This is a genomic window from Citrobacter sp. wls757, assembly GCF_005280935.1.
Taxonomy (GTDB): Bacteria; Pseudomonadota; Gammaproteobacteria; order Enterobacterales; family Enterobacteriaceae; genus Citrobacter; species Citrobacter portucalensis.
The window spans coordinates 72,055-90,811 of record NZ_SZWU01000017.1; the positions used below are offsets into that span (position 1 = coordinate 72,055).

Annotated in this window: 23 protein-coding genes; 6 read left to right on the plus strand and 17 right to left on the minus strand. The window is 52.3% G+C overall.

Features of this window, described 5'->3' with window-relative positions:
- Positions 1-4: 4 nt before the first annotated feature.
- Positions 5-1,201, minus strand: coding sequence for a porin OmpC (gene ompC, locus FDW94_RS04960; RefSeq protein WP_137377234.1), 1,197 nt, complete (start codon positions 1,199-1,201; stop codon positions 5-7).
- Between the two features lie 441 nt (positions 1,202-1,642).
- Between ompC and FDW94_RS04965 the strand changes: the two genes are divergently transcribed.
- From FDW94_RS04965 to FDW94_RS04975, 3 genes are all read left to right on the plus strand, one after another.
- Entirely contained in the window at positions 1,643-2,335 is a 693-nt protein-coding gene (locus FDW94_RS04965; protein ID WP_137377235.1) for a phosphohydrolase, read from the plus strand.
- Between the two features lie 106 nt (positions 2,336-2,441).
- Complete coding sequence (locus FDW94_RS04970; RefSeq protein WP_165755502.1) at positions 2,442-3,842, plus strand: DNA cytosine methyltransferase; 1,401 nt, start codon at positions 2,442-2,444, stop codon at positions 3,840-3,842.
- On the plus strand, positions 3,823-4,290 hold the full coding sequence (locus tag FDW94_RS04975; protein WP_137377236.1) for a very short patch repair endonuclease: 468 nt from the start codon (positions 3,823-3,825) through the stop codon (positions 4,288-4,290). The genes FDW94_RS04970 and FDW94_RS04975 overlap by 20 nt, the downstream gene beginning before the upstream one ends.
- On the opposite strand, the gene yedA is transcribed toward FDW94_RS04975, so the two are convergent.
- Positions 4,282-5,202: a drug/metabolite exporter YedA gene (yedA, locus tag FDW94_RS04980; RefSeq protein ID WP_003834062.1), complete on the minus strand. Its 921-nt coding sequence runs from the start codon at positions 5,200-5,202 to the stop codon at positions 4,282-4,284. The two genes, FDW94_RS04975 and yedA, sit on opposite strands and share 9 nt — an antisense overlap.
- Before the next feature lie 178 nt (positions 5,203-5,380).
- Between yedA and FDW94_RS04985 the strand changes: the two genes are divergently transcribed.
- Together FDW94_RS04985 and FDW94_RS04990 are read left to right on the plus strand one after the other, a co-directional pair.
- Complete coding sequence (locus tag FDW94_RS04985) at positions 5,381-6,292, plus strand: DUF808 domain-containing protein (protein ID WP_071445471.1); 912 nt, start codon at positions 5,381-5,383, stop codon at positions 6,290-6,292.
- Positions 6,293-6,369: 77 nt separating this feature from the next.
- Entirely contained in the window at positions 6,370-6,555 is a 186-nt protein-coding gene (locus FDW94_RS04990; protein ID WP_003834060.1) for a DUF2158 domain-containing protein, read from the plus strand.
- 206 nt (positions 6,556-6,761) lie between these two features.
- Here FDW94_RS04990 and yodD read toward each other — a convergent pair whose 3' ends face one another.
- Positions 6,762-6,989, minus strand: a complete 228-nt coding sequence (gene yodD / locus FDW94_RS04995) for a YodD family peroxide/acid resistance protein (RefSeq protein ID WP_003030417.1) — start codon at positions 6,987-6,989, stop codon at positions 6,762-6,764.
- Between the two features lie 163 nt (positions 6,990-7,152).
- On the opposite strand from yodD, the gene dsrB reads away from it, so the two are divergent.
- A complete protein-coding gene (dsrB, locus tag FDW94_RS05000; protein ID WP_003030419.1) occupies positions 7,153-7,341 on the plus strand; it encodes a protein DsrB in 189 nt (62 codons plus the stop codon).
- Between the two features lie 54 nt (positions 7,342-7,395).
- On the opposite strand, the gene rcsA is transcribed toward dsrB, so the two are convergent.
- The 14 genes from rcsA to fliF all read right to left on the minus strand — a co-directional run.
- Positions 7,396-8,019 carry a transcriptional regulator RcsA gene (rcsA, locus tag FDW94_RS05005; protein ID WP_003030421.1) on the minus strand — a complete coding sequence of 208 codons (624 nt, stop codon included), beginning with the start codon at positions 8,017-8,019 and terminating at the stop codon, positions 7,396-7,398.
- 288 nt (positions 8,020-8,307) lie between these two features.
- A complete protein-coding gene (gene fliR, locus FDW94_RS05010) occupies positions 8,308-9,093 on the minus strand; it encodes a flagellar biosynthetic protein FliR (protein ID WP_003834057.1) in 786 nt (261 codons plus the stop codon).
- Between the two features lie 8 nt (positions 9,094-9,101).
- Positions 9,102-9,371: a flagellar biosynthesis protein FliQ gene (fliQ, locus tag FDW94_RS05015; protein WP_008785117.1), complete on the minus strand. Its 270-nt coding sequence runs from the start codon at positions 9,369-9,371 to the stop codon at positions 9,102-9,104.
- 9 nt (positions 9,372-9,380) lie between these two features.
- Positions 9,381-10,118, minus strand: a complete 738-nt coding sequence (gene fliP / locus FDW94_RS05020) for a flagellar type III secretion system pore protein FliP (RefSeq protein ID WP_137377237.1) — start codon at positions 10,116-10,118, stop codon at positions 9,381-9,383.
- Complete coding sequence (gene fliO / locus FDW94_RS05025; protein ID WP_103014243.1) at positions 10,118-10,495, minus strand: flagellar biosynthetic protein FliO; 378 nt, start codon at positions 10,493-10,495, stop codon at positions 10,118-10,120. The genes fliP and fliO overlap by 1 nt, the downstream gene beginning before the upstream one ends.
- The gene (gene fliN, locus FDW94_RS05030) at positions 10,495-10,908 is read right to left on the minus strand and encodes a flagellar motor switch protein FliN (protein ID WP_003030433.1); all 414 of its coding nucleotides are present in this window, start codon (positions 10,906-10,908) and stop codon (positions 10,495-10,497) included. Before fliN ends, fliO begins: the two co-directional genes overlap by 1 nt.
- Complete coding sequence (gene fliM / locus FDW94_RS05035; protein ID WP_003030434.1) at positions 10,905-11,909, minus strand: flagellar motor switch protein FliM; 1,005 nt, start codon at positions 11,907-11,909, stop codon at positions 10,905-10,907. The genes fliN and fliM overlap by 4 nt, the downstream gene beginning before the upstream one ends.
- A gap of 4 nt (positions 11,910-11,913) precedes the next feature.
- Entirely contained in the window at positions 11,914-12,381 is a 468-nt protein-coding gene (gene fliL / locus FDW94_RS05040) for a flagellar basal body-associated protein FliL (protein WP_003834054.1), read from the minus strand.
- Between the two features lie 104 nt (positions 12,382-12,485).
- Positions 12,486-13,700 (minus strand): flagellar hook length control protein FliK, encoded by a 1,215-nt coding sequence (gene fliK / locus FDW94_RS05045; RefSeq protein ID WP_137377238.1) that lies wholly within the window; start codon positions 13,698-13,700, stop codon positions 12,486-12,488.
- Entirely contained in the window at positions 13,697-14,140 is a 444-nt protein-coding gene (fliJ, locus tag FDW94_RS05050; RefSeq protein ID WP_003834052.1) for a flagellar export protein FliJ, read from the minus strand. The genes fliK and fliJ overlap by 4 nt, the downstream gene beginning before the upstream one ends.
- Before the next feature lie 21 nt (positions 14,141-14,161).
- Complete coding sequence (gene fliI, locus FDW94_RS05055) at positions 14,162-15,532, minus strand: flagellar protein export ATPase FliI (RefSeq protein WP_003030440.1); 1,371 nt, start codon at positions 15,530-15,532, stop codon at positions 14,162-14,164.
- Entirely contained in the window at positions 15,532-16,239 is a 708-nt protein-coding gene (gene fliH, locus FDW94_RS05060) for a flagellar assembly protein FliH (protein ID WP_003834049.1), read from the minus strand. The genes fliI and fliH overlap by 1 nt, the downstream gene beginning before the upstream one ends.
- Complete coding sequence (gene fliG / locus FDW94_RS05065) at positions 16,232-17,230, minus strand: flagellar motor switch protein FliG (RefSeq protein ID WP_003030443.1); 999 nt, start codon at positions 17,228-17,230, stop codon at positions 16,232-16,234. The genes fliH and fliG overlap by 8 nt, the downstream gene beginning before the upstream one ends.
- Positions 17,223-18,757, minus strand: a 1,535-nt coding sequence (fliF, locus tag FDW94_RS05070; protein WP_137377263.1) for a flagellar basal-body MS-ring/collar protein FliF, incomplete at its 5' end; no start/stop codon positions are given. The genes fliG and fliF, both read right to left, overlap by 8 nt.

Here is an 18,757-nt window from a genome sequence, read left to right on the forward strand (position 1 = left end):
TCAATTAGAACTGGTAGACTAAACCAACGGCAACGATGTCGTCAGTTGCGATACCATTGCTTTCATAGAAGCTGTCGTCTTCATCCAGCAGGTTGATTTTATAATCGACATAGGTGGACATGTTTTTGTTGAAGTAGTAAGTCACACCCACATCAACATATTTGACCAGGTCTTTGTCGACATAACGCCAGTTACCACGACTCACTTCCTGACCACCTAAATCGCTACCTTTAGATTGCAGGTAAGCGACGGAAGGGCGCAGACCGAAGTCGAACTGGTACTGCGCAACAACTTCAAAGTTCTGTGTTTTATTAGCGATCCCGCCTTTAGCAACATCTTTGCCTGTAGCATCTTGATAAGTTCCGCTACCGTATGCTGTCATGTTACGGGTTTCTGCATACATAGCAGCCAGGTAAACGTTGTTAGCGTCATACTTAGCGCCAATAGTCCAGGCATCTGCTGTTTCGCCGCCTGCGTATTTATTCTCATAGCTACGATCGCCACGACCAGCGGCAACCTGATTGTTAGAACGGTCAGAACTGGAATAAGCAGCACCAAGGCTTAAACCAAAGTCGAAGTCATAGGAGGTTGACAGACCGAAACCGTCGCCGTTTTCTTTAGACAGTTTACGGTTCTCACCGTTACCAGTACCTTCGCCTGCTCCTGCACTTTCATTATTACCCTGGTATTGCAGTGCGAAGTTCAGACCATCAACTTGACCGAAGAAACCTTTATTACGGTAGGTGGCAACACCGTTGGTACGACCGGTCATATACACGTCGGTCTGGGTGTAGGAGTCACCGCCAAATTCCGGCAGCATATCGGTCCAGGCTTCTACGTCGTAGACCACGCCGTAGTTACGACCGTAGTCGAAGGTACCGTTCTCACCAAAGCCTAAACCGGCAAAGGCCAGACGAGTCCAGGAATTTGCGCCTTCACCTTCGGTACCGTTAGCCTGGATGTTGTATTCCCACTGACCGTAACCGGTCAGCATGTCGTTGATCTGGGTTTCGCCTTTAAAACCCAGACGCGCATAGGTCTGATCGCCATCGCTGTCAGCATCGTCAGAGAAATAACGCAGACCATCGACTTTACCGTACAGATCCAGTTTATTGCCGTTCTTATTATAGATTTCAGCCGCATTTGCTGCGCCTGCAGCTAATAAAGCAGGGAGAAGCAGTGCCAATACTTTTCTTTTCATTATGTATTCCCTTTGCATGATAATTAAAATGAATATGTAGTACTATCCGAGTGACTACATTTGGATACTATCTATGAAGTTCATTTAATTTAAAATATAACATGTAACAAATGTATTTAAAATATTTCAAAATGTTTCTTTTGCATCTTTATATAATTATGAGTGTGTGTTAATTACATTGGTATTCGCCATGTGAATTGTTTTTAATCAGTTGGTTATATGTGTTTATCTATTTATTTGTTATGTGTATTTTATTTGTTTTAGATGTTTGTTTTTAATATTCATATAAATTATTTTTCGATATTGGCGTCGTGGGATTTATAAATTTATGTGGATTTTGTTTTTAGTGTAATAATAAAAAATGATTATGTAATGGGGCGGGCAGTGGTCTGCAATGAAAATTGTTGCTAAGGTGATTTTCTTTCTACAAAGGGAGATAGCATGAAACTGCACGACTGGCAGTCGCGATTTGAAGCCTGGTTAGCTGATAACCATTCTGGACAAGATGCTGCACATGACATCTTTCACTTTCGACGTGTGTGGATAACGGCGCAAAAGCTGAGTACAGATGCAACCGTAGACTGGCTGGTGGTGTTGACCGCGTGCTACTTCCACGATCTCGTCAGCCTGCCAAAGAACCATCCTGAGCGTCATTGTTCGTCGGTACTGGCAGCCAAGGAAACACGTTGTGTTTTGATGCGCGATTTTCCGGATTTTCCACAACAGCGGTTATCGGCAGTGTGTCATGCCATTGAGGCGCACAGTTTTAGCGCCAAAATCGTGCCAGAAACCCTTGAAGCGAAAATCGTGCAGGATGCAGACCGGCTTGAGGCGCTGGGTGCAATTGGTTTAGCGCGCGTATTTGCCGTTTCAGGGGCGTTGGGGGTTGCGCTGTTTGATGCGGAAGATCCGTTTGCCCGAAAGCGTAGCCTTGACGATAAACAGTACGCGCTCGATCACTTCCAGACCAAGTTATTGACGTTGCCGTTGACGATGCAAACCGAACAAGGGAGGCATTTGGCACAACATAATGCGGATTTTTTACTGACGTATATGGCGAAGCTGAGTGCGGAGTTAAAAGGAGAATACGAAATGCTGGATCTTGACGCGATTCAACCCTTTAAAGCGCGCTAGTCGTCAATACGGCTGAAACGTCAACCGTGCTAATTTATGTTAATCTGTCGGTTATCCATTTCTGCCGGTTAAATGTATGCAGGATAATTTTTCAGTAGCAGGCTCCATGAACCCGATGACAGATGAAAACGAGACCGACGTGCAGGTGATGTTGGCCAAGTTGCTTGAAATATATGACGTGAAAACGCTGGTTGCTCATCTGAATGGCGTTGGCGAGAACCGCTGGAGCCCGGCCATTTTTAAACGAGTGGTTGCTAATGAAACATGGCATCGCCTCAGCGACCGCGAGCTCATTCATCTGAATACTTTGTTGCCGAAACCACCTGCGCATCATCCGCATTATGCCTTTCGCTTTATCGATCTTTTTGCCGGTATTGGCGGCATTCGTCGCGGCTTTGAAGCGATTGGCGGGCAGTGCGTGTTTACCAGTGAGTGGAACAAGCATGCGGTGCGCACCTATAAAGCGAACAACTACTGCGATCCGCTCCAGCACAACTTTAATGAAGATATTCGTGATATCACACTCAGCCATCACGATGGGGTGAGTGACCAGCAGGCGGCAGAACATATTCGCCAGCATGTTCCTGAACATGACGTGCTGTTAGCCGGATTCCCTTGTCAGCCATTTTCTCTGGCTGGTGTATCAAAGAAAAATGCGTTAGGGCGGGCACATGGTTTCGCCTGTGATACGCAAGGCACGCTATTTTTTGACGTGGTGCGCATTATCGATGCGCGTCGGCCCGCCATATTTGTGCTCGAAAACGTCAAAAACCTGAAGAGTCACGATCAGGGCAAAACGTTTCGCATCATTATGCAAACGCTGGACGAGCTGGGTTATGACGTAGCGGATGCGGCGGATAACGGCCCGGACGATCCGAAAATTATCGATGGGCAACATTTTTTGCCTCAGCATCGAGAACGTATCGTGCTTGTCGGCTTCCGACGCGATCTGAATTTGAAATCAGACTTCACGCTGCGGGATATTGTCACGCGTTATCCGCCGCGGCGTACCACGCTGGCGGAACTGCTTGAGCCGACCGTCGATGCGAAATATGTACTGACGCCGGTGTTGTGGAAATACCTCTATCGCTATGCGAAAAAGCATCAGGCGCGGGGCAATGGATTTGGCTATGGCATGGTGTATCCCGGTAACCCTGATTGCGTAACGCGCACGTTATCTGCGCGTTATTATAAGGATGGGGCGGAGATCCTGATTGACCGTGGTTGGGATATGGCGCTGGGTGAGAAAGATTTTGACGATCCGCAGAATCAGCGCCACCGCCCACGCAGACTTACGCCCAGAGAGTGCGCGCGTCTGATGGGGTTTGAATCTCCGCAGGGCTATCAGTTCAGGATCCCTGTGTCGGATACCCAGGCTTATCGCCAGTTTGGTAATTCGGTGGTCGTTCCGGCATTTGCGGCGGTGGCCAGGCTGCTGGAGCCGAAAATCAGGCAGGCAGTTGCTATTCGCGAGAAAGAGAACCAGCGTGGCAGACGTTCACGATAAAGCAACACGCAGTAAAAATATGCGGGCGATAGCTACCCGCGATACCGCAATTGAAAAACGCCTTGCCAGCGTGCTGAAAGAGCAGGGGGTAACGTTTCGCGTGCAGGATGCGACGTTACCCGGTCGCCCTGATTTTGTGGTGGATGATTATCATTGTGTGATTTTTACTCATGGCTGTTTCTGGCACCACCACGATTGCTATTTGTTTAAAGTCCCCGCGACACGAACGGAATTCTGGCTGGAAAAAATAGGCAAAAATGTCCAGCGCGATGCGCGGGATTGTGAAAAGTTGCAGGTTCTGGGCTGGCGCGTACTGATTGTCTGGGAGTGCGCCCTGCGTGGTCGCGAAAAGCTGGACGATGAAGCGTTATCTGAACGTGTCATCGAGTGGATCTGCGGCGGTGGCGACACCGCGCAGATCGACACACGCGGTATTCATTTACTGTAACGTTTTTTCCGACGGGGTAGCAACGGCATCCGCTTTAACAGGGAACAGGTATTTCCCCAACGTTACCAGCACCACAGCAAACACGATCACGCCGAGCGCCAGCCATTCGATAGGGGCCAGTCTTTCACCCCCCAGACCGGTACCTAACAGCACGGCAACAACCGGATTGACGTAGGCATAGCTGGTGGCTAGCGCCGGGCTGACATTGCGGATCAGGAACATATACGCATTAATGGCAATAATGGAGCCAAACAGGGCCAGGTAAGCCACCGCCATAAAGCCTGAAAATGTTGGCATGGTGGTCAGTTTTTCCCCGGAGAGTAGCGATGCGCACATCAGCACAATACCGGCGGCTAACATTTCAATGGCTCCGGCCATCATGCCAACGGGTAGCGTAATGCGTGAACCGTATACCGAGCCAAACGCCCAGCTTATTGAACCGATCAGGATTAAAATAGCGCCCCACGGATTGCCACTTAAATTGCCCCCGCTGTTCAGCATGATGATCCCTGCTAGCCCAATCGCTATCCCCAACCATTCCAGCTTGCGCGTTTTGATGCCAAAAAAGTGGCTAAAACACAGCGTAAATAACGGGACGGTGGCGACCACCACGGCGGCAATACCGGAAGGGACATTTTGGTGTTCTGCGACGGTGACCAGACCATTACCCACAGCCAGCAGCAGGATACCAATTAACGCGGCGTTCAGGATTAGGCGTAAGGGGGGCAGCTTATGCCCACGAATAAGTAAGAAACTTGTTAATAAAATTCCCGCGGAGAGAAAACGTACGGCTGCCATCATTAACGGCGGCCAGCTTTCAACACCAATGCGAATAACGAAGTACGTGGAACCCCAAATGATGTACAGCGCGAATAGCGCACTGAAAAGCGGTAACAATTGCCTGAAACGCATAATCCCTCACGGTGGAAATAAAAAGGTGCAACATAGTAAACGTCAAAACTATCTTACTGGCGAGATTTATAATTACGTGTTGATGTTAAAAACTTGTTGACCAGAAAGGTCAGTTTCAGCATGGCGTGTTTTACTTCATACTTATGACTGCAAAAAAATAATATTGAGGGTGAAAATTTTGGCAGGAAGTAGCTTACTGACCTTACTCGATGATATCGCCACGCTGCTGGATGATATCTCAGTGATGGGAAAACTGGCCGCGAAAAAAACCGCGGGCGTGCTGGGGGATGATCTGTCGCTTAATGCGCAGCAGGTGTCGGGCGTGCGGGCGAACCGCGAACTCCCGGTGGTCTGGAGTGTGGCGAAAGGATCGTTTGTTAACAAAGTTATTCTGGTGCCGTTGGCGCTATTGATAAGCGCATTTATTCCCTGGGCGATCACCCCCTTATTAATGGTAGGCGGGGCGTTTCTCTGTTTTGAAGGGGTGGAAAAGGTTCTGCATACCCTGGAGGCGCGGAAGCACAAAGAAACTCCGGAAGAACGTCAGCAGCGTCTGGCTGCTCTGGCCGCACAGGATCCACTCACCTTTGAGAAAGATAAAATCAAAGGGGCAATACGTACCGACTTCATTTTGTCTGCCGAGATTGTCGCAATTACGCTGGGTATTGTAGCGGACGCACCCTTGCTGAATCAGGTGTTGGTGCTATCAGGTATCGCGTTAGTGGTGACCGTGGGCGTGTATGGCCTGGTCGGGATTATCGTTAAGCTTGACGACATTGGGTACTGGTTGGCAGAAAAGCGTAGCCTGCTTGCCCAGTCGTTGGGCAAAGGGTTACTGGTGGTTGCCCCCTGGCTTATGAAAACACTTTCTGTGGTCGGCACACTGGCGATGTTTTTGGTGGGAGGCGGCATTGTGGTACACGGAATATCGCCGCTGCATCATGCGATTGAACATTTTGCTCAGCAGCAAAGTACATTGATTTCGCTAATGCTTCCGACCCTGCTTAACCTGGTGCTCGGCTTTATCATCGGTGGGATTGTCGTTCTGCTGGTAAAAGCTGTCGCCAGAGTGCGCGGGATTTCGCACTAATTGTTACAGGACTGATTACGCAAAACGCCTCCTTGTCATCTAAGGTGTAAAGGTTTCTCTTGATACAGGAGGCAGGTATGGTCTTTTCTGTCAGTGAGGAAGTCACCTCCAAAGAGGGTGGCCCACGTATGATCGTTACCGGGTATGCCAGCGGAATGGTGGAGTGTCGCTGGTACGACGGCTTTGGCGTTAAACGGGAAGCATTCCGTGAAGATGAACTGGTGGTGCCTGGCGAGCGAAGACAGCTCTCCCAGGATGCCTGAACATTTGGCTCGACCGTAACCTGGTGATCTCTCACCCATTAGTTATATTTATCATTCCGGTGAGAATTATTTACTTGTCAGGCAAAAAAATTGCAGATAAGGTTTGGTTCACATCAGATTTTCTGGTGTAACGAATTTACAAGTGCTTCTTGCATAAGCAAGCTTGATCCCGACCCGATAAGGGCCGGGATTTTTTTCGCCCTCAGTCAGCGATTGATCTCCGACACGCTAAAGTCATGGATATCAAGCTCGAACGCATCGGCCAGTTCATGCCATGTATGGTAATCACGCCCGTCAACGCTGACGCGCTCCGGGTCATCCTGGCTGCGATGAATTTCACTCTCGCAGATTTCGTTGATTGCCTTTAGCAGCGCGTCGACATCGACGCTGACTTCACGTTTGGCCGTATCGCTGTACTCTTTCGCGGTTTTCATCCTCATACCTCTCAACCGTTAAGGATACCGGGGGAGCGTACCCAAACATCAGATACGCACAACTTAAGTATAGACCGTCGATAAAACCCGCAATCGCGCGTGCACAGCGCTGCCAGAAAAAGGAATTTGTTCTACACTGGCACAAAGCCACAGGAGGAAAACTATGAAGGTGAATGATCGGGTTACAGTCAAAACGGACGGCGGTCCTCGTCGACCGGGCGTGGTACTGGCAATCGAAGAGTTTAGTGAAGGCACCATGTACCTGGTTTCGCTGGAAGACTACCCGCTCGGTATCTGGTTCTTTAATGAATCAGGTCATCAGGATGGTATCTTTGTGGAAAAAGTGGAGTGAGATGAGTTTCGCTGTTTGATTCTGACTGGTGGAGTCGCCACCAGTCAGAACGTCTTAGCGCATATTCACAAAGATACCATTGGTGACGTTATCCGTAAGCCTTACAACGTGATAGATAACTTGCTTATTATGCGTTTTAATCTTTCGTTTTATATTCCCCTTATGGGATGACACCGTCTTGGCTTTGATATTCATTTGATCTGATATCTGTATTGTTCCCTGACCCTCCATCCACATACGCAGCATGCTGGATTCGGTTCGACTTAATGATAATGTCGGCAGATTCACATCAATAGCAATATCTACTTCCTTTTTCAGAATATCGCCAAGTAGTTTATCCAGTGAGTCAGGTTTAATCGATTTAGAACTAATCAATAAATTTTTTCTGACGAGTAGATATTCATCAAAATGCACGTTGGCAATTGCCATAAACACAATAAATAATGTGCTGGGATGCTGATTAATGATTTGCTTTATTTGCTGGCTATTAGCAGGATCGTGGATAAAGCAGTCCTCATTAATAAACACCACAGCGGGTTGTTGAGAGACACAGGCGAGACTGAGTTCATCAACGTTGGAAATGTTGTTGATTTCCCTTTTTTTCACTCCCCGACTTACCAGATATCCGGTTAACCCTAGTCGGGTGTAACTGCATAAATCCATAATAATCGTTGACATGGCATACCCTCACTCAATGCGTAACGATAATTCCCCTTACCTGATTATTTCATCACAACTAAACGGAATAATAACGACCCAAGATGACGCTTTCGCTGTTTTTCAGGCGAATTTACTATCCCGTAAAGTTGCGTATAATTTGCCAGGAAACATCTTAAAGTAATGTGAATGTTGCGTTATGTGAGTGAGACAAAAACAAATAAGCCGCGACAGAGATATCCTGGTGGATGTTGTTACTTTTTAAATTTAGGACAATCCTTAGTAAAACAGGATAAAAAGTAAGGGTTATTATTTTCCAGGCATTTCGCTGACGATATCGGCCAGTAAATTAAAAATTTCACTGAATAATCGTTCGCAGAATGGCGCAATTAATGGCATTAGCGCCGCCATTAGTGAAATACCTACGGTCAGAGTGAGAGGAAAGCCGATGACGAAAACCGACAGCTGTGGTGCCATGCGATTTAACAAACCAAGTGCAAGGTTCAGCGTGAGCAGCAGCGTCATTACCGGCAGGGCCAGCATTAGCCCGTTGAGGAAAATCAGGCTGCCCGCCCGTGCCAGCGCGAGAAACGCATTGCTGTTCACCGGATTGCCGCCGATGGGCAGAGTATGAAAAGTATCTACCAGCAGCGAAATCAGCCATAAATGGCCGTTAAAGGTGAGGAACAGCAGCATGGCGAGCATGTCGATCAGTCGTGCCAGAACCGGCATATTCAGACGGCTACCGGGATCGAAGAACGTCGCGAAGGAAAGGCCCATTTGCAGGCCAATTAATTCCCCGGCGGTACGTACTGCGGCAAACGCAAACTGCATGGTGAAGCCTAATGCGATACCGATCAGGATTTGTTGCATTGCCTGCCAAAGCGCGCCAACAGAAAAGATGGGGACGTCAACGGCGGGAATCGATGGAGCGATAACGACGGTAATCATCAACCCCAGCCCCAGCTTTACCCGTTTGGGGATGGCTCGTTCACTGAGGATGGGGGCCGTTGAGATGAGCGCCAGTATGCGCAACAAAGGCCAGAAGTATAAATTCAGCCAGTGGAGCCACTCAACGCTGGACACCTGCAACATAACGTTGTCTACCCGATGATATAGGGGATATTGCTGAACAGCGTACGCACGTAGTCGAGCAGCAGGTTAAGCATCCACGGGCCAGCAACGATAATGGCAATAAACACCGCGACAATTTTGGGGATGAAGGACAGCGTCATTTCGTTAATCTGGGTCGCCGCCTGCAGAATACTGATGATAAGACCCGTGATGAGAGCGACCAACAGCAAAGGCGCAGCAAGGGCCAGGGCGACTTTCATCGCCTCTGTGCCCATCATCATGACCGATTCAGGAGTCATTTCGCGCCTCTAACTGTAAAAGCTTTGTGCCAGCGAGCCGACAAGTAGCTGCCAACCGTCTACCAACACAAACAGCATCAGCTTGAACGGCAACGCGATTGTGGCGGGCGGGACCATCATCATCCCGAGCGCCATCAACACGCTGGCGATCACCAGGTCGATAATCAGAAACGGAATAAAAATGGTAAAGCCTATCTGGAATGCTGTTTTCAGCTCACTGGTGACATAAGCGGGCAGCAAAATTCGCATCGGCACGGCTTCTGGTCCCTGTAACGGACCGCTGTTTGCTAAGCGCGCGAAGAGTGCCAGATCGGCTTCACGGGTCTGGCGCAACATAAACTCACGCAGCGGCTGGGCGCCTTTCTCCATGGCTTCCTGCATGGAGATCTTCTCTTCGCTGAACGGTTGGTATGCGTCAACGTAGATTTTATCGATCACCGGCGACATGATGAAAAAGGTCAAAAAGAGCGTCAGGCCCAGGAGCACCTGGTTAGGTGGTGCTGAGGGGGTACCCAGCGCATTTCGCAGTAGACCAAAAACGATGATGATGCGGGTGAAGCTGGTCATCATCAGCAAAATTGCAGGCAGGAACGTCAGCGAGGTGATGAACACCAGCGTCTGCACGGGTAACGTCCAGTTTTGTCCGCCGCCCGGCAAAGGCTGACTGACCAGACCCGGGAGTTGGGCGAGGGCAACGGGGCTGAAAAGCCACAAGCCTGCCAGCGTAAGGGATAACAAACGGCGCATCAGGATCTCCCAGGACGCTTCAGCAAACTCTTCATCATGGCCTGGAAATCCGCAGGGGAGGCCGTTTTTTCTTCTGCATCGGCAGGTGCCGGGGGCAGGGTGTGCAGGACGTTAATCTGCGAGGCTGTGACGCCCAGTACCAAACGGGCATCTTCGACCTCGACAATCACCACGCGCTCACGTGGACCCAGTGAGGTACTGGCCGTGACTTTCAGCCCGCGCGTACCGGCACTTTTGGGGGCAAACCCCAGACGTTTAATGACCCAAGCTGCCGCCAGGATCAAGACGATGATCCCGAGCAGCGCGCCGCTTACCTGCACCAGCGGTGAGCCGGGAACGGCGGCGGGTTGAGAAACGGTAGCCTGGGTATTCATGATTAACGGCTCAGGCGGCGCATACGTTCAGACGGGGTGATAATGTCAGTGATACGCACACCGTATTTATCCGCAACTACGACGACTTCGCCCTGGGCAATCAGATAACCGTTGATCAGAATATCCAGCGGTTCGCCTGCCAGACCATCCAGTGCGACAACCGAACCCTGCGTCAGACGCAGCAGCTCTTTGATGGTCATGCGGGTACGGCCCAGTTCGACGGTCAGCTTGACCGGAATGTCCATGATCAGGTCGATGTCCTGCAAAGCACCGCTGACGTCGCCGCCACCTAACTGCTGGAATACCGCATCGGCCGCACTTTTGGTGGGCGTGGTTTTTTGCTCGTTTAACGCGTCAGCCCACAGATCGTCCAATGCGCCAGTGTTCTCATCGGACGGATTATTCATATCACTCATTTGGGCTGTTCCTCATTCAGCGAATTCAAAATCGGGTTTATCAGATGTTCTACGCGTAACGCATACTGACCGTTTACGGTGCCATACTGGCTGGTCAGCACAGGCACGCCGTCCACATGAGCAATAATGCGGTCGGGTTTTTCAATCGGCAGTACATCGCCGGGTTTCAGTTTTAAAATCTGGGATAGCCGCAGCGGAATGTCGGCAAAGTTTGCCACCAGCTCCAGCTCAGAATGCTGAACCTGACGCACCAGATTATTGCGCCAGTTCTGATCTTCATTACGTGAGTTTTCCAGCGGCGGATTCACCAGCAGCTCACGCAACGGTTCAATCATGCTGAATGGCAGACAGATGTTAAATTCACCGGTCAGGTTGCCAATTTCAACGTGGAACGGGGTGTTCACCACAATGTCGTTCGGAGAGGTGGTGATATTGGTAAATTTCACCTGCATCTCCGAACGGACGTATTCCACTTCCAGCGGGTTGATGGCCTTCCAAGCGTCGCTGTAGCTTTCCAGCGCCAGCTTAAGCATGCGGTTGATAACGCGCTGTTCCGTGTGCGTAAATTCGCGACCTTCGACTTTCGTCGGGAAACGACCGTCACCGCCAAACAGGTTGTCTACGGCGATAAATACCAGACTCGGTGAGAACACCACCAGACCCGTACCGCGCAGCGGCTTCAGGTGGATTAAGTTCAGGTTGGTCGGAACCGGTAAGTTGCGCGCAAATTCATGGTATGGCTGGATACGGATCGCACCCACGGTAATATCCGGGCTACGGCGCAACAGGTTAAATAATCCCATTCGGAACTGGCGCGCAAAGCGTTCGTTAATGATCTCCAACGCCTGTAAACGCTCACGTACCACGCGACGCTGAGTGTTGGGATCATAAGGACGAATATCGCTTTCTTTTGCGATACCTGAAATGGGTTCGTCTTTGGTTTCGCTATCGCCGTTGAGCAATGCGTCGATTTCAGCCTGAGAAAGAATACTGTCGCCCATGTCTTTACCGCAGAATAAAAGCTGTATAAAGAACGTCGGTGACAACCTGTTTCGGCTGCCCAACAACGAGCGGAGTCGCCAGCGTCTCTTTGATGGCGGTAATCAGCTGTTGCTTACCTTCCTCGGTGGCGAGTGTGGCTGCATTCTGACGAGAGAACAGCAGCAACAAGCGGCTGCGCACTTCCGGCAGATATTCGTTAAGACGTGAACGTGTCGCCTCATCTTTCATGCGCAGCGTGATACCGATATACAGCACACGATCTGCATCACCCAGATTGACGGTAAAGGTATCCAGCGCAAAGAATACCGGGGCTGGCGGTGGAGGCGGTTCCGCTTTGACGCTGGCGGACGGCTGCTGCTGCATGCGCCAGTAGCTATAACCCGCAGTTGCGCAGGCGGCGAGGGTAATTAATACCAGCAGAGGGATCCAAATAGCGCGTTTACTTTTTTTGTTAATCGCGGAGTCAGTCATCAGATACGGGCTTCCTGTTTCGGTACAGCTTATGGGCTGATTATCCCGTGTCCTGTCCACGACAAAGCGTGGAAAAGACGCGGATAATCATGCTACCTCTGGCGTTAGGCGAAGATGTCTACTGCGCCATCGCCGCGGGCAGCGGCTTGCAGCGAGGCTGGGGTTGCCAGTATTGCGTCATCTTCAGCGGCAAAAATGTCTTGTCCTTGAGCGCGACCAGCCTGCTGTTGCTGCCCGGAAGACTGCTGATGGCCAGCGAAGCTTTCACTGCTGATGTTGCTTTGCCCCAGTTGAATTCCGCTTTCAGCCAACTGCGTACGCAGCATCGGTAATGCGGCTTCCAGTGCGGCGCGCACGTGACTGTGCGGTGATACCATTTGCAACTGCGCGAGGTTGTCGTCCAGCTTGAGGGAAATATGTACCTGACCCAGGTCCTGCGGATGCAGACGAAGTTCTGCGCTTTGCTGGCCCTGGCGCGTGAACAATGTGACGTGCTGGCTCAGCGATTGCTGCCATTCATGGCTACCTAACGGAGCGCTTAACACCGGCGTGGCCGTCGGTAACGGTTGTGCGTGTGTTTGTGGACCACTTAGCGGGGCCGCAGTCATGCCAATGCTGGTCGGTGACGGGGTGCTGTCGATTTCAGCTCTGGCGTTCGCCGCCGCCGTCAGCGGGGTTAGTGTTGGATTGTTTGCCTGATTAGCACCACCGCCAGCAAGTGTGACATCCGCTTTACCTTTTTTGGCATCACCCGGCAGCAATTCGTCTGCTTTATCAGTCGTCGCGCCGTGTACCGCGCCACGTGACAACACCGAAAGAGTGGCATCAACCGGGGCTGGTGCGCTGTCGACGGCAGGCGTAGCCAGTGGTTGTCCTGGTAGCATGGCGAACAACGCGCTTAGGTTGGCGAGATCGTCATCACTCAGCGAGGTGTTTTTTTCGTCCTGCTGAGCGACTTTGCCCAGCGTCGTCAGGGCATTAGCTTTCAGTGAAGGTGTGAGAGCAGACAACAGTTGCTGAGCGTCTGTCATGTCGGCAAGAGAAGCCTCGGTTTGTAGCTCCTGTTGCGCCAACAGATCGGTTAATTTGACCGACTGTGCGGCATCGCCATTTTTTTGCAGTAACCCTTTTTGCAGCTTACTGCTGGCCGCCTGTAAGTCGGCAAGCGACAGAGGTGCGTCTTTACCCTGCGCGTCGCCCGCACCTAATGCGCCAGCCAGCAGCGCTAAAAAATCCTCGGGTGAATCTACCGCTTTGCCTGACTGAAGACCTGCGGCTACGTCGGTGTCGGTGGTAATCAGTTGGGGTAAAGTAATCATTCGGGTTTCCTCATAGCTGCGCGCTGAGCAAATTCATCCATTTTTTTCTGATCCAGACGGTTTTCGGCCAGTAACGCCGCCGAGGTTTGTCTGTCCTGCAACGTCTGCCACGCCTGTAATCGTTGTTTTTTGTCGCGCCAACTGTTCAAAGCCATGTCCACTTTTTGCGTCCACTGATTGAGCTGTTGGCGGTGTTGCTCAATCGCTTTTTCCAGCGTCTGAATGAATTGCTGGTAGTTAATCCAGCGATTGCTTGTAATACCCTGGCCCATATCGGTATTCAGATTGTTGCGATACTCATGCTGATAATCGATCAGCATTTTTAACTGTTCTTCCGCCTGCTGACAGCCACGACGCATCTCTCCTAATAAGACAGCGGCGTCATCTACCTCTTTTTCAGCCAGGTCTTTCAGTGTTGCTAACGCACCATGTTGTGCCATGACCTATGCTCTCCTGCTTAATCACACACCAGGGAAAATCAGTTCTAAAGCTTGTAGAGAATCTTCCCAGTCAGCCCGTTCAAAGATGCCTTGCTGTAAGAACGCTTCCAGCTGTGGCCATAAGGCGATGGCTTTATCCAGCATCGGATCGCTGCCTTTGGCATACGCCCCCACGCTAACCAGATCGCGGTTACGCTGGAAGCTGGACAGCAACTGTTTAAAGTTGCGCACCCGTGCGTAGTGTTTTTCACTAATGAGCGCGGTCATGGCGCGGCTGATCGAGGCTTCAATATCGATGGCCGGATAGTGACCCGCCTCGGCCAGATGACGAGACAGCACAATGTGACCGTCCAGAATCGCGCGCGCGGAATCGGCAATCGGGTCCTGCTGGTCGTCACCCTCGGTCAGTACCGTATAAAACGCGGTGACTGAACCGCCGCCGTGAATACCGTTCCCGGCACGTTCAACCAGCGCCGGTAATTTGGCGAATACTGACGGCGGATAACCTTTGGTTGCCGGTGGCTCGCCTATTGCCAGGGCTATCTCACGTTGCGCCATCGCATAGCGGGTGAGGGAATCCATAATCAGCAATACGTGCTGTCCGCGATCGCGGAAATCTTCGGCGATGCGCGTGGCGTAGGCCGCGCCTTGCATACGTAACAGCGGCGAGACGTCCGCCGGAGCGGCAATCACTACCGAGCGTGCGCGACCGTCAGCGCCGAGAATATTTTCAATAAAATCTTTAACTTCACGGCCACGTTCGCCAATCAGGCCCACGACGATGACATCGGCCTGGGTATAGCGCGCCATCATGCCGAGCAGGACGCTTTTACCGACGCCGGAACCTGCGAAAAGCCCCATACGCTGGCCGCGACCTACGGTTAACAACGCGTTGATGGGGCGTACACCGGTATCCAGGACGTGTTCTATTGCGGTACGTTGCAGCGGGTTAAACGGCGGTGTAATCAGCGCGCCGGTTTCGGTGGTATCCGGGGCGGGCAGTCCGTCGAGCGGTTTGCCGCTACCGTCCAGCACCCGACCCAGCAGAGCAGGGCCAAGCGGTAATTGCTTCCCGCTTTGCAGACCTTCTCCGGCAATGTTCTTCGCGTATACGCGCGCGCCGGGCAGAACGCCTTCGACCTCTTCGAGCGGCATCAGAAACAGACGTTGACCGTTAAAGCCCACGACTTCACTTTCGACTTCCTGGGTTTCGTTGCCGTCCTGGCGTTCAATGACGCAGGTGGCACCCAGCGGCAGCTGTAACCCCGTGGCTTCCAGCACCAGCCCGGTGGCGCGGGTCAGACGACCGTAACGACGCACCGCAGGCAGCAGCGACATTTTCTCTTCGAAGTTGTCCAGCGTATTGAGCCAGCGAGTCAGGCGAGTGGTCATTACACGACTCCCGGCGCTGCCAGACGGCAGAGTTCTTGCCAGCGTGTGGCGACGCTGGCATCCAGATCGCCTTCGTCGGCTGAGACTTTACAACCGCCGTGATGCAGCGTGGGATCGCCGCGCAGCCGCCAGCCGTGCAGGCTGAGAGTGGCACCGAGCATCTCCTCAACACGCTGGAGATCGTCCGGATGTACGCGCAGCTGCGGTTTACCGCTAAACAGCGGTTCCTGTTGCAATAACTGTTGGATCTGCTTAATCAGCGCAGCGTTATCCACGATAGGCGTCTGACCAATCACCTGACGCGCAGCTTCCAGCGCCATTTGCATCAGGCGCGAGGCAATGACGCTGTCCAGTGCGTCCAGCGTATTCTGAAACTCGCTCACCAACTGCTGCATACGGGCATGAATCGGCGCATGCTGCGCGCGCGCCTGGTTCTGGCCTTGCTCCAGCCCTTGGCTCAGACCTTCCTGATAGCCTTGTTCATGACCCTTTTGTCGACCTTCCGCCAGCCCCGCGTTATACCCTTGCTCATGGGCCTGCATTTGCAGCTGTGCGAGCTGTTGTTCAAGCTGTTGCTCTGCGGAAAGCTCGGGTTCTTCCGTCTCTTCGGACAGCGGCGTTTCGCTGTGGTCGGCCAGCACGAACTCTGCCATCGGTGGGGCGAGATCGTCCGGAGTCCAGACTTTCCACGGCAGTTCGTTAGACATAGGTATCCTCGCCGCTGCCGATCACCATCTCGCCGGTTTCCGCCAGACGACGCACAATAAGCAGAATCGCTTTCTGTTCGTTTTCCACCTGCGACAAACGTACCGGGCCGCGGTTGGCGAGGTCGTCGCGCAGAATGTCGGCAGCACGTTGCGACATGTTGCGCAGGAACTTCTCGCGTAGCGGTTGTTCGGCACCTTTCAGCGCAATCAGCAGCGATTCGGAATCCACTTCCTGCAGCAGGCGCTGGATACTGCGATCGTCGACGTCCACCAGGTTTTCGAACAGGAACATCTCGTCGATAATTTTCTGCGCCAGTTCGCCGTCGAACTCGCGTACGGCGGTGATAACCGCTTCTTCCTGCTGGGTTTTCATCAGGTTGATAATTTCTGCCGCCGTTCTCACGCCGCCCATTTTGCTGCGCTTGAGGTTCTGGCCATCGAGCAGACCGTTCAGTACCTCGGTCAGTTCTGCCAGCGCGGCAGGCTGTACGCCGCCGAAGGTGGCGATACGCAGCATCACGTCGTGACGTAAACGCTCGTCGAACAGCGCCAGAATATCGGCGGCCTGGCCCCGTTTGAGGTGCACCAGAATGGTGGCGATAATCTGCGGATGCTCGTCGCGGATAAGGTCGGCGGCGCTTTGCGGCTCCATAAAGTTGAGCGTTTCAATGCCGCTGGTGGTATCGCGGGTTTCCAGAATATCTTCCAGCAGGCTGGAGGCGCGTTCCTCGCCCAGCGCTTTCACCAGCACGGAGCGCAGATATTCGTTGGCGTTGATATTCAGCGCGGCAAACTGTTCTGCTTCTTGCTCAAATTCGGCCAGCACTTCCGTCAACTGTTTGTTGGAGATCTGGCGTACGTTCGCCATCGCTGTACTCAGCGCCTGAACTTCGCGCGTGGAAAGGTGTTTAAACACCTCAGCAGCGCGATCTTCGCCAATGGTCATCAGCAGGATGACGCTTTTATCGGTACCGGTAAGGGCATTACTCATGATCGTTACTCATCCACTGGCGAATGACCAGCGCCACGACGCGCGGATCGTTATCTGACATTTCACGAATACGCTGGCTCATCACTTCTGCACCCAGACGCTGATTCGTACGACGCTGCTGGGTCTGCTCGTCTTTGCTGAGGCGAACTTCTACCGCTTCTTCGGTTTCCTGACGGATCCGCGTTTGTTCTTGTACCGCTTTTGCTTCTTCGCTGCGGCGAACCAACTGCGGGCGAACAGCTTTGCGCCACAGGATCCAGGCAACAAGCAGAACCAGCAACCAACGGCCTGCGGTCATCAACTGATCAATAAAGAACGGCTGTTTCCAGAACGGCAGCTCGCCAATGGAATCGTCGGTCGCCGTGAACGGAGAGTTCACCACGTTCAGGGTATCGCCACGTTTGTCGGAGAAGCCCATCGCTTCGCGGGTCAGGTCCTCAATCTGTTTCATCTGATCGGCGGTTAACGGCAGTGGTTTGCCGTCCGGCAACGTTTTATAGTTGACCACCACAGCCACCGAGAGACGCTGCACATCGCCGACGTTCATTTTGGTGTGGCGAATGGTACGGTCGACTTCATAATTGCTGGTTTCATTGCGCTGCGTACTGCGTGGACCGGCATTATTGCTGTTATTTGCCGTCTGCGTGGTTTGCGCATTTTGCTGATTAGCCGGAGGGTTGGCGATTGGCGCGGTATTCGCCGGTGCTGGTTGATTGGACAACGCGCCCGGTACGCCGCCCGGCGCTCCGCTACCGATCTGCTCACTGACGTTTAACTGGCGTGAACGCAGCACGGCCTGGGAATCATCACCGTTTGGACGGTACTGTTCTTCGGTTTGCTCTTTATTAGCAAAATCCAGCTGCGCGGTGACCTGCGCATGTACGTTACCGTTGCCGACAATCGGCGACAGGATCGATTCGATACGGCGTTGAACGCGGCCTTCGACATCGCTGGCGTATTTCAACTGCGCATCGTTAAGATCGCGGCTGCTGGTGTTCGACTGAGTTAGCAGATGACCCGCCTGGTCGACCAGCGTAACGTTGCCCGGCGGTAACCCGGCGACAGCGCTGGAAACCAGATGCGTAACTGCACTGATTTGACCTTCATCCAGTGCGCGCCCCGGCTCAAGATTCACGGTCACGGAGGCCGAAGGCGCTTTTTGCTCACGCACAAACAGCGACGGTTTAGGCATTGCCAGATGCACGCGGGCGCGTTTTACCGGTCCCAGCGTTTCAATGGTACGGGCTAATTCACCTTCCAGCGCACGCTGGTAGTTGACCTGCTCGCTAAACTGGCTGATACCAAACTTTTCCTGATCCAGCAGTTCAAAACCAACGGCGCCGCCTTTCGGCAGGCCTTGCTGCGCCAGACGTAAGCGCAGTTCGTGGACTTTATCGGCAGGAACTTCTATAGCACCGCTTCCCTCTGTAAAACGATAGGGAACGTTCATCTGCGTCAGTTGGGTGACAATCGCGCCACCATCCTGATCGGAAAGATTGCTGAACAGCGTGCGATAGTCAGGCGCTT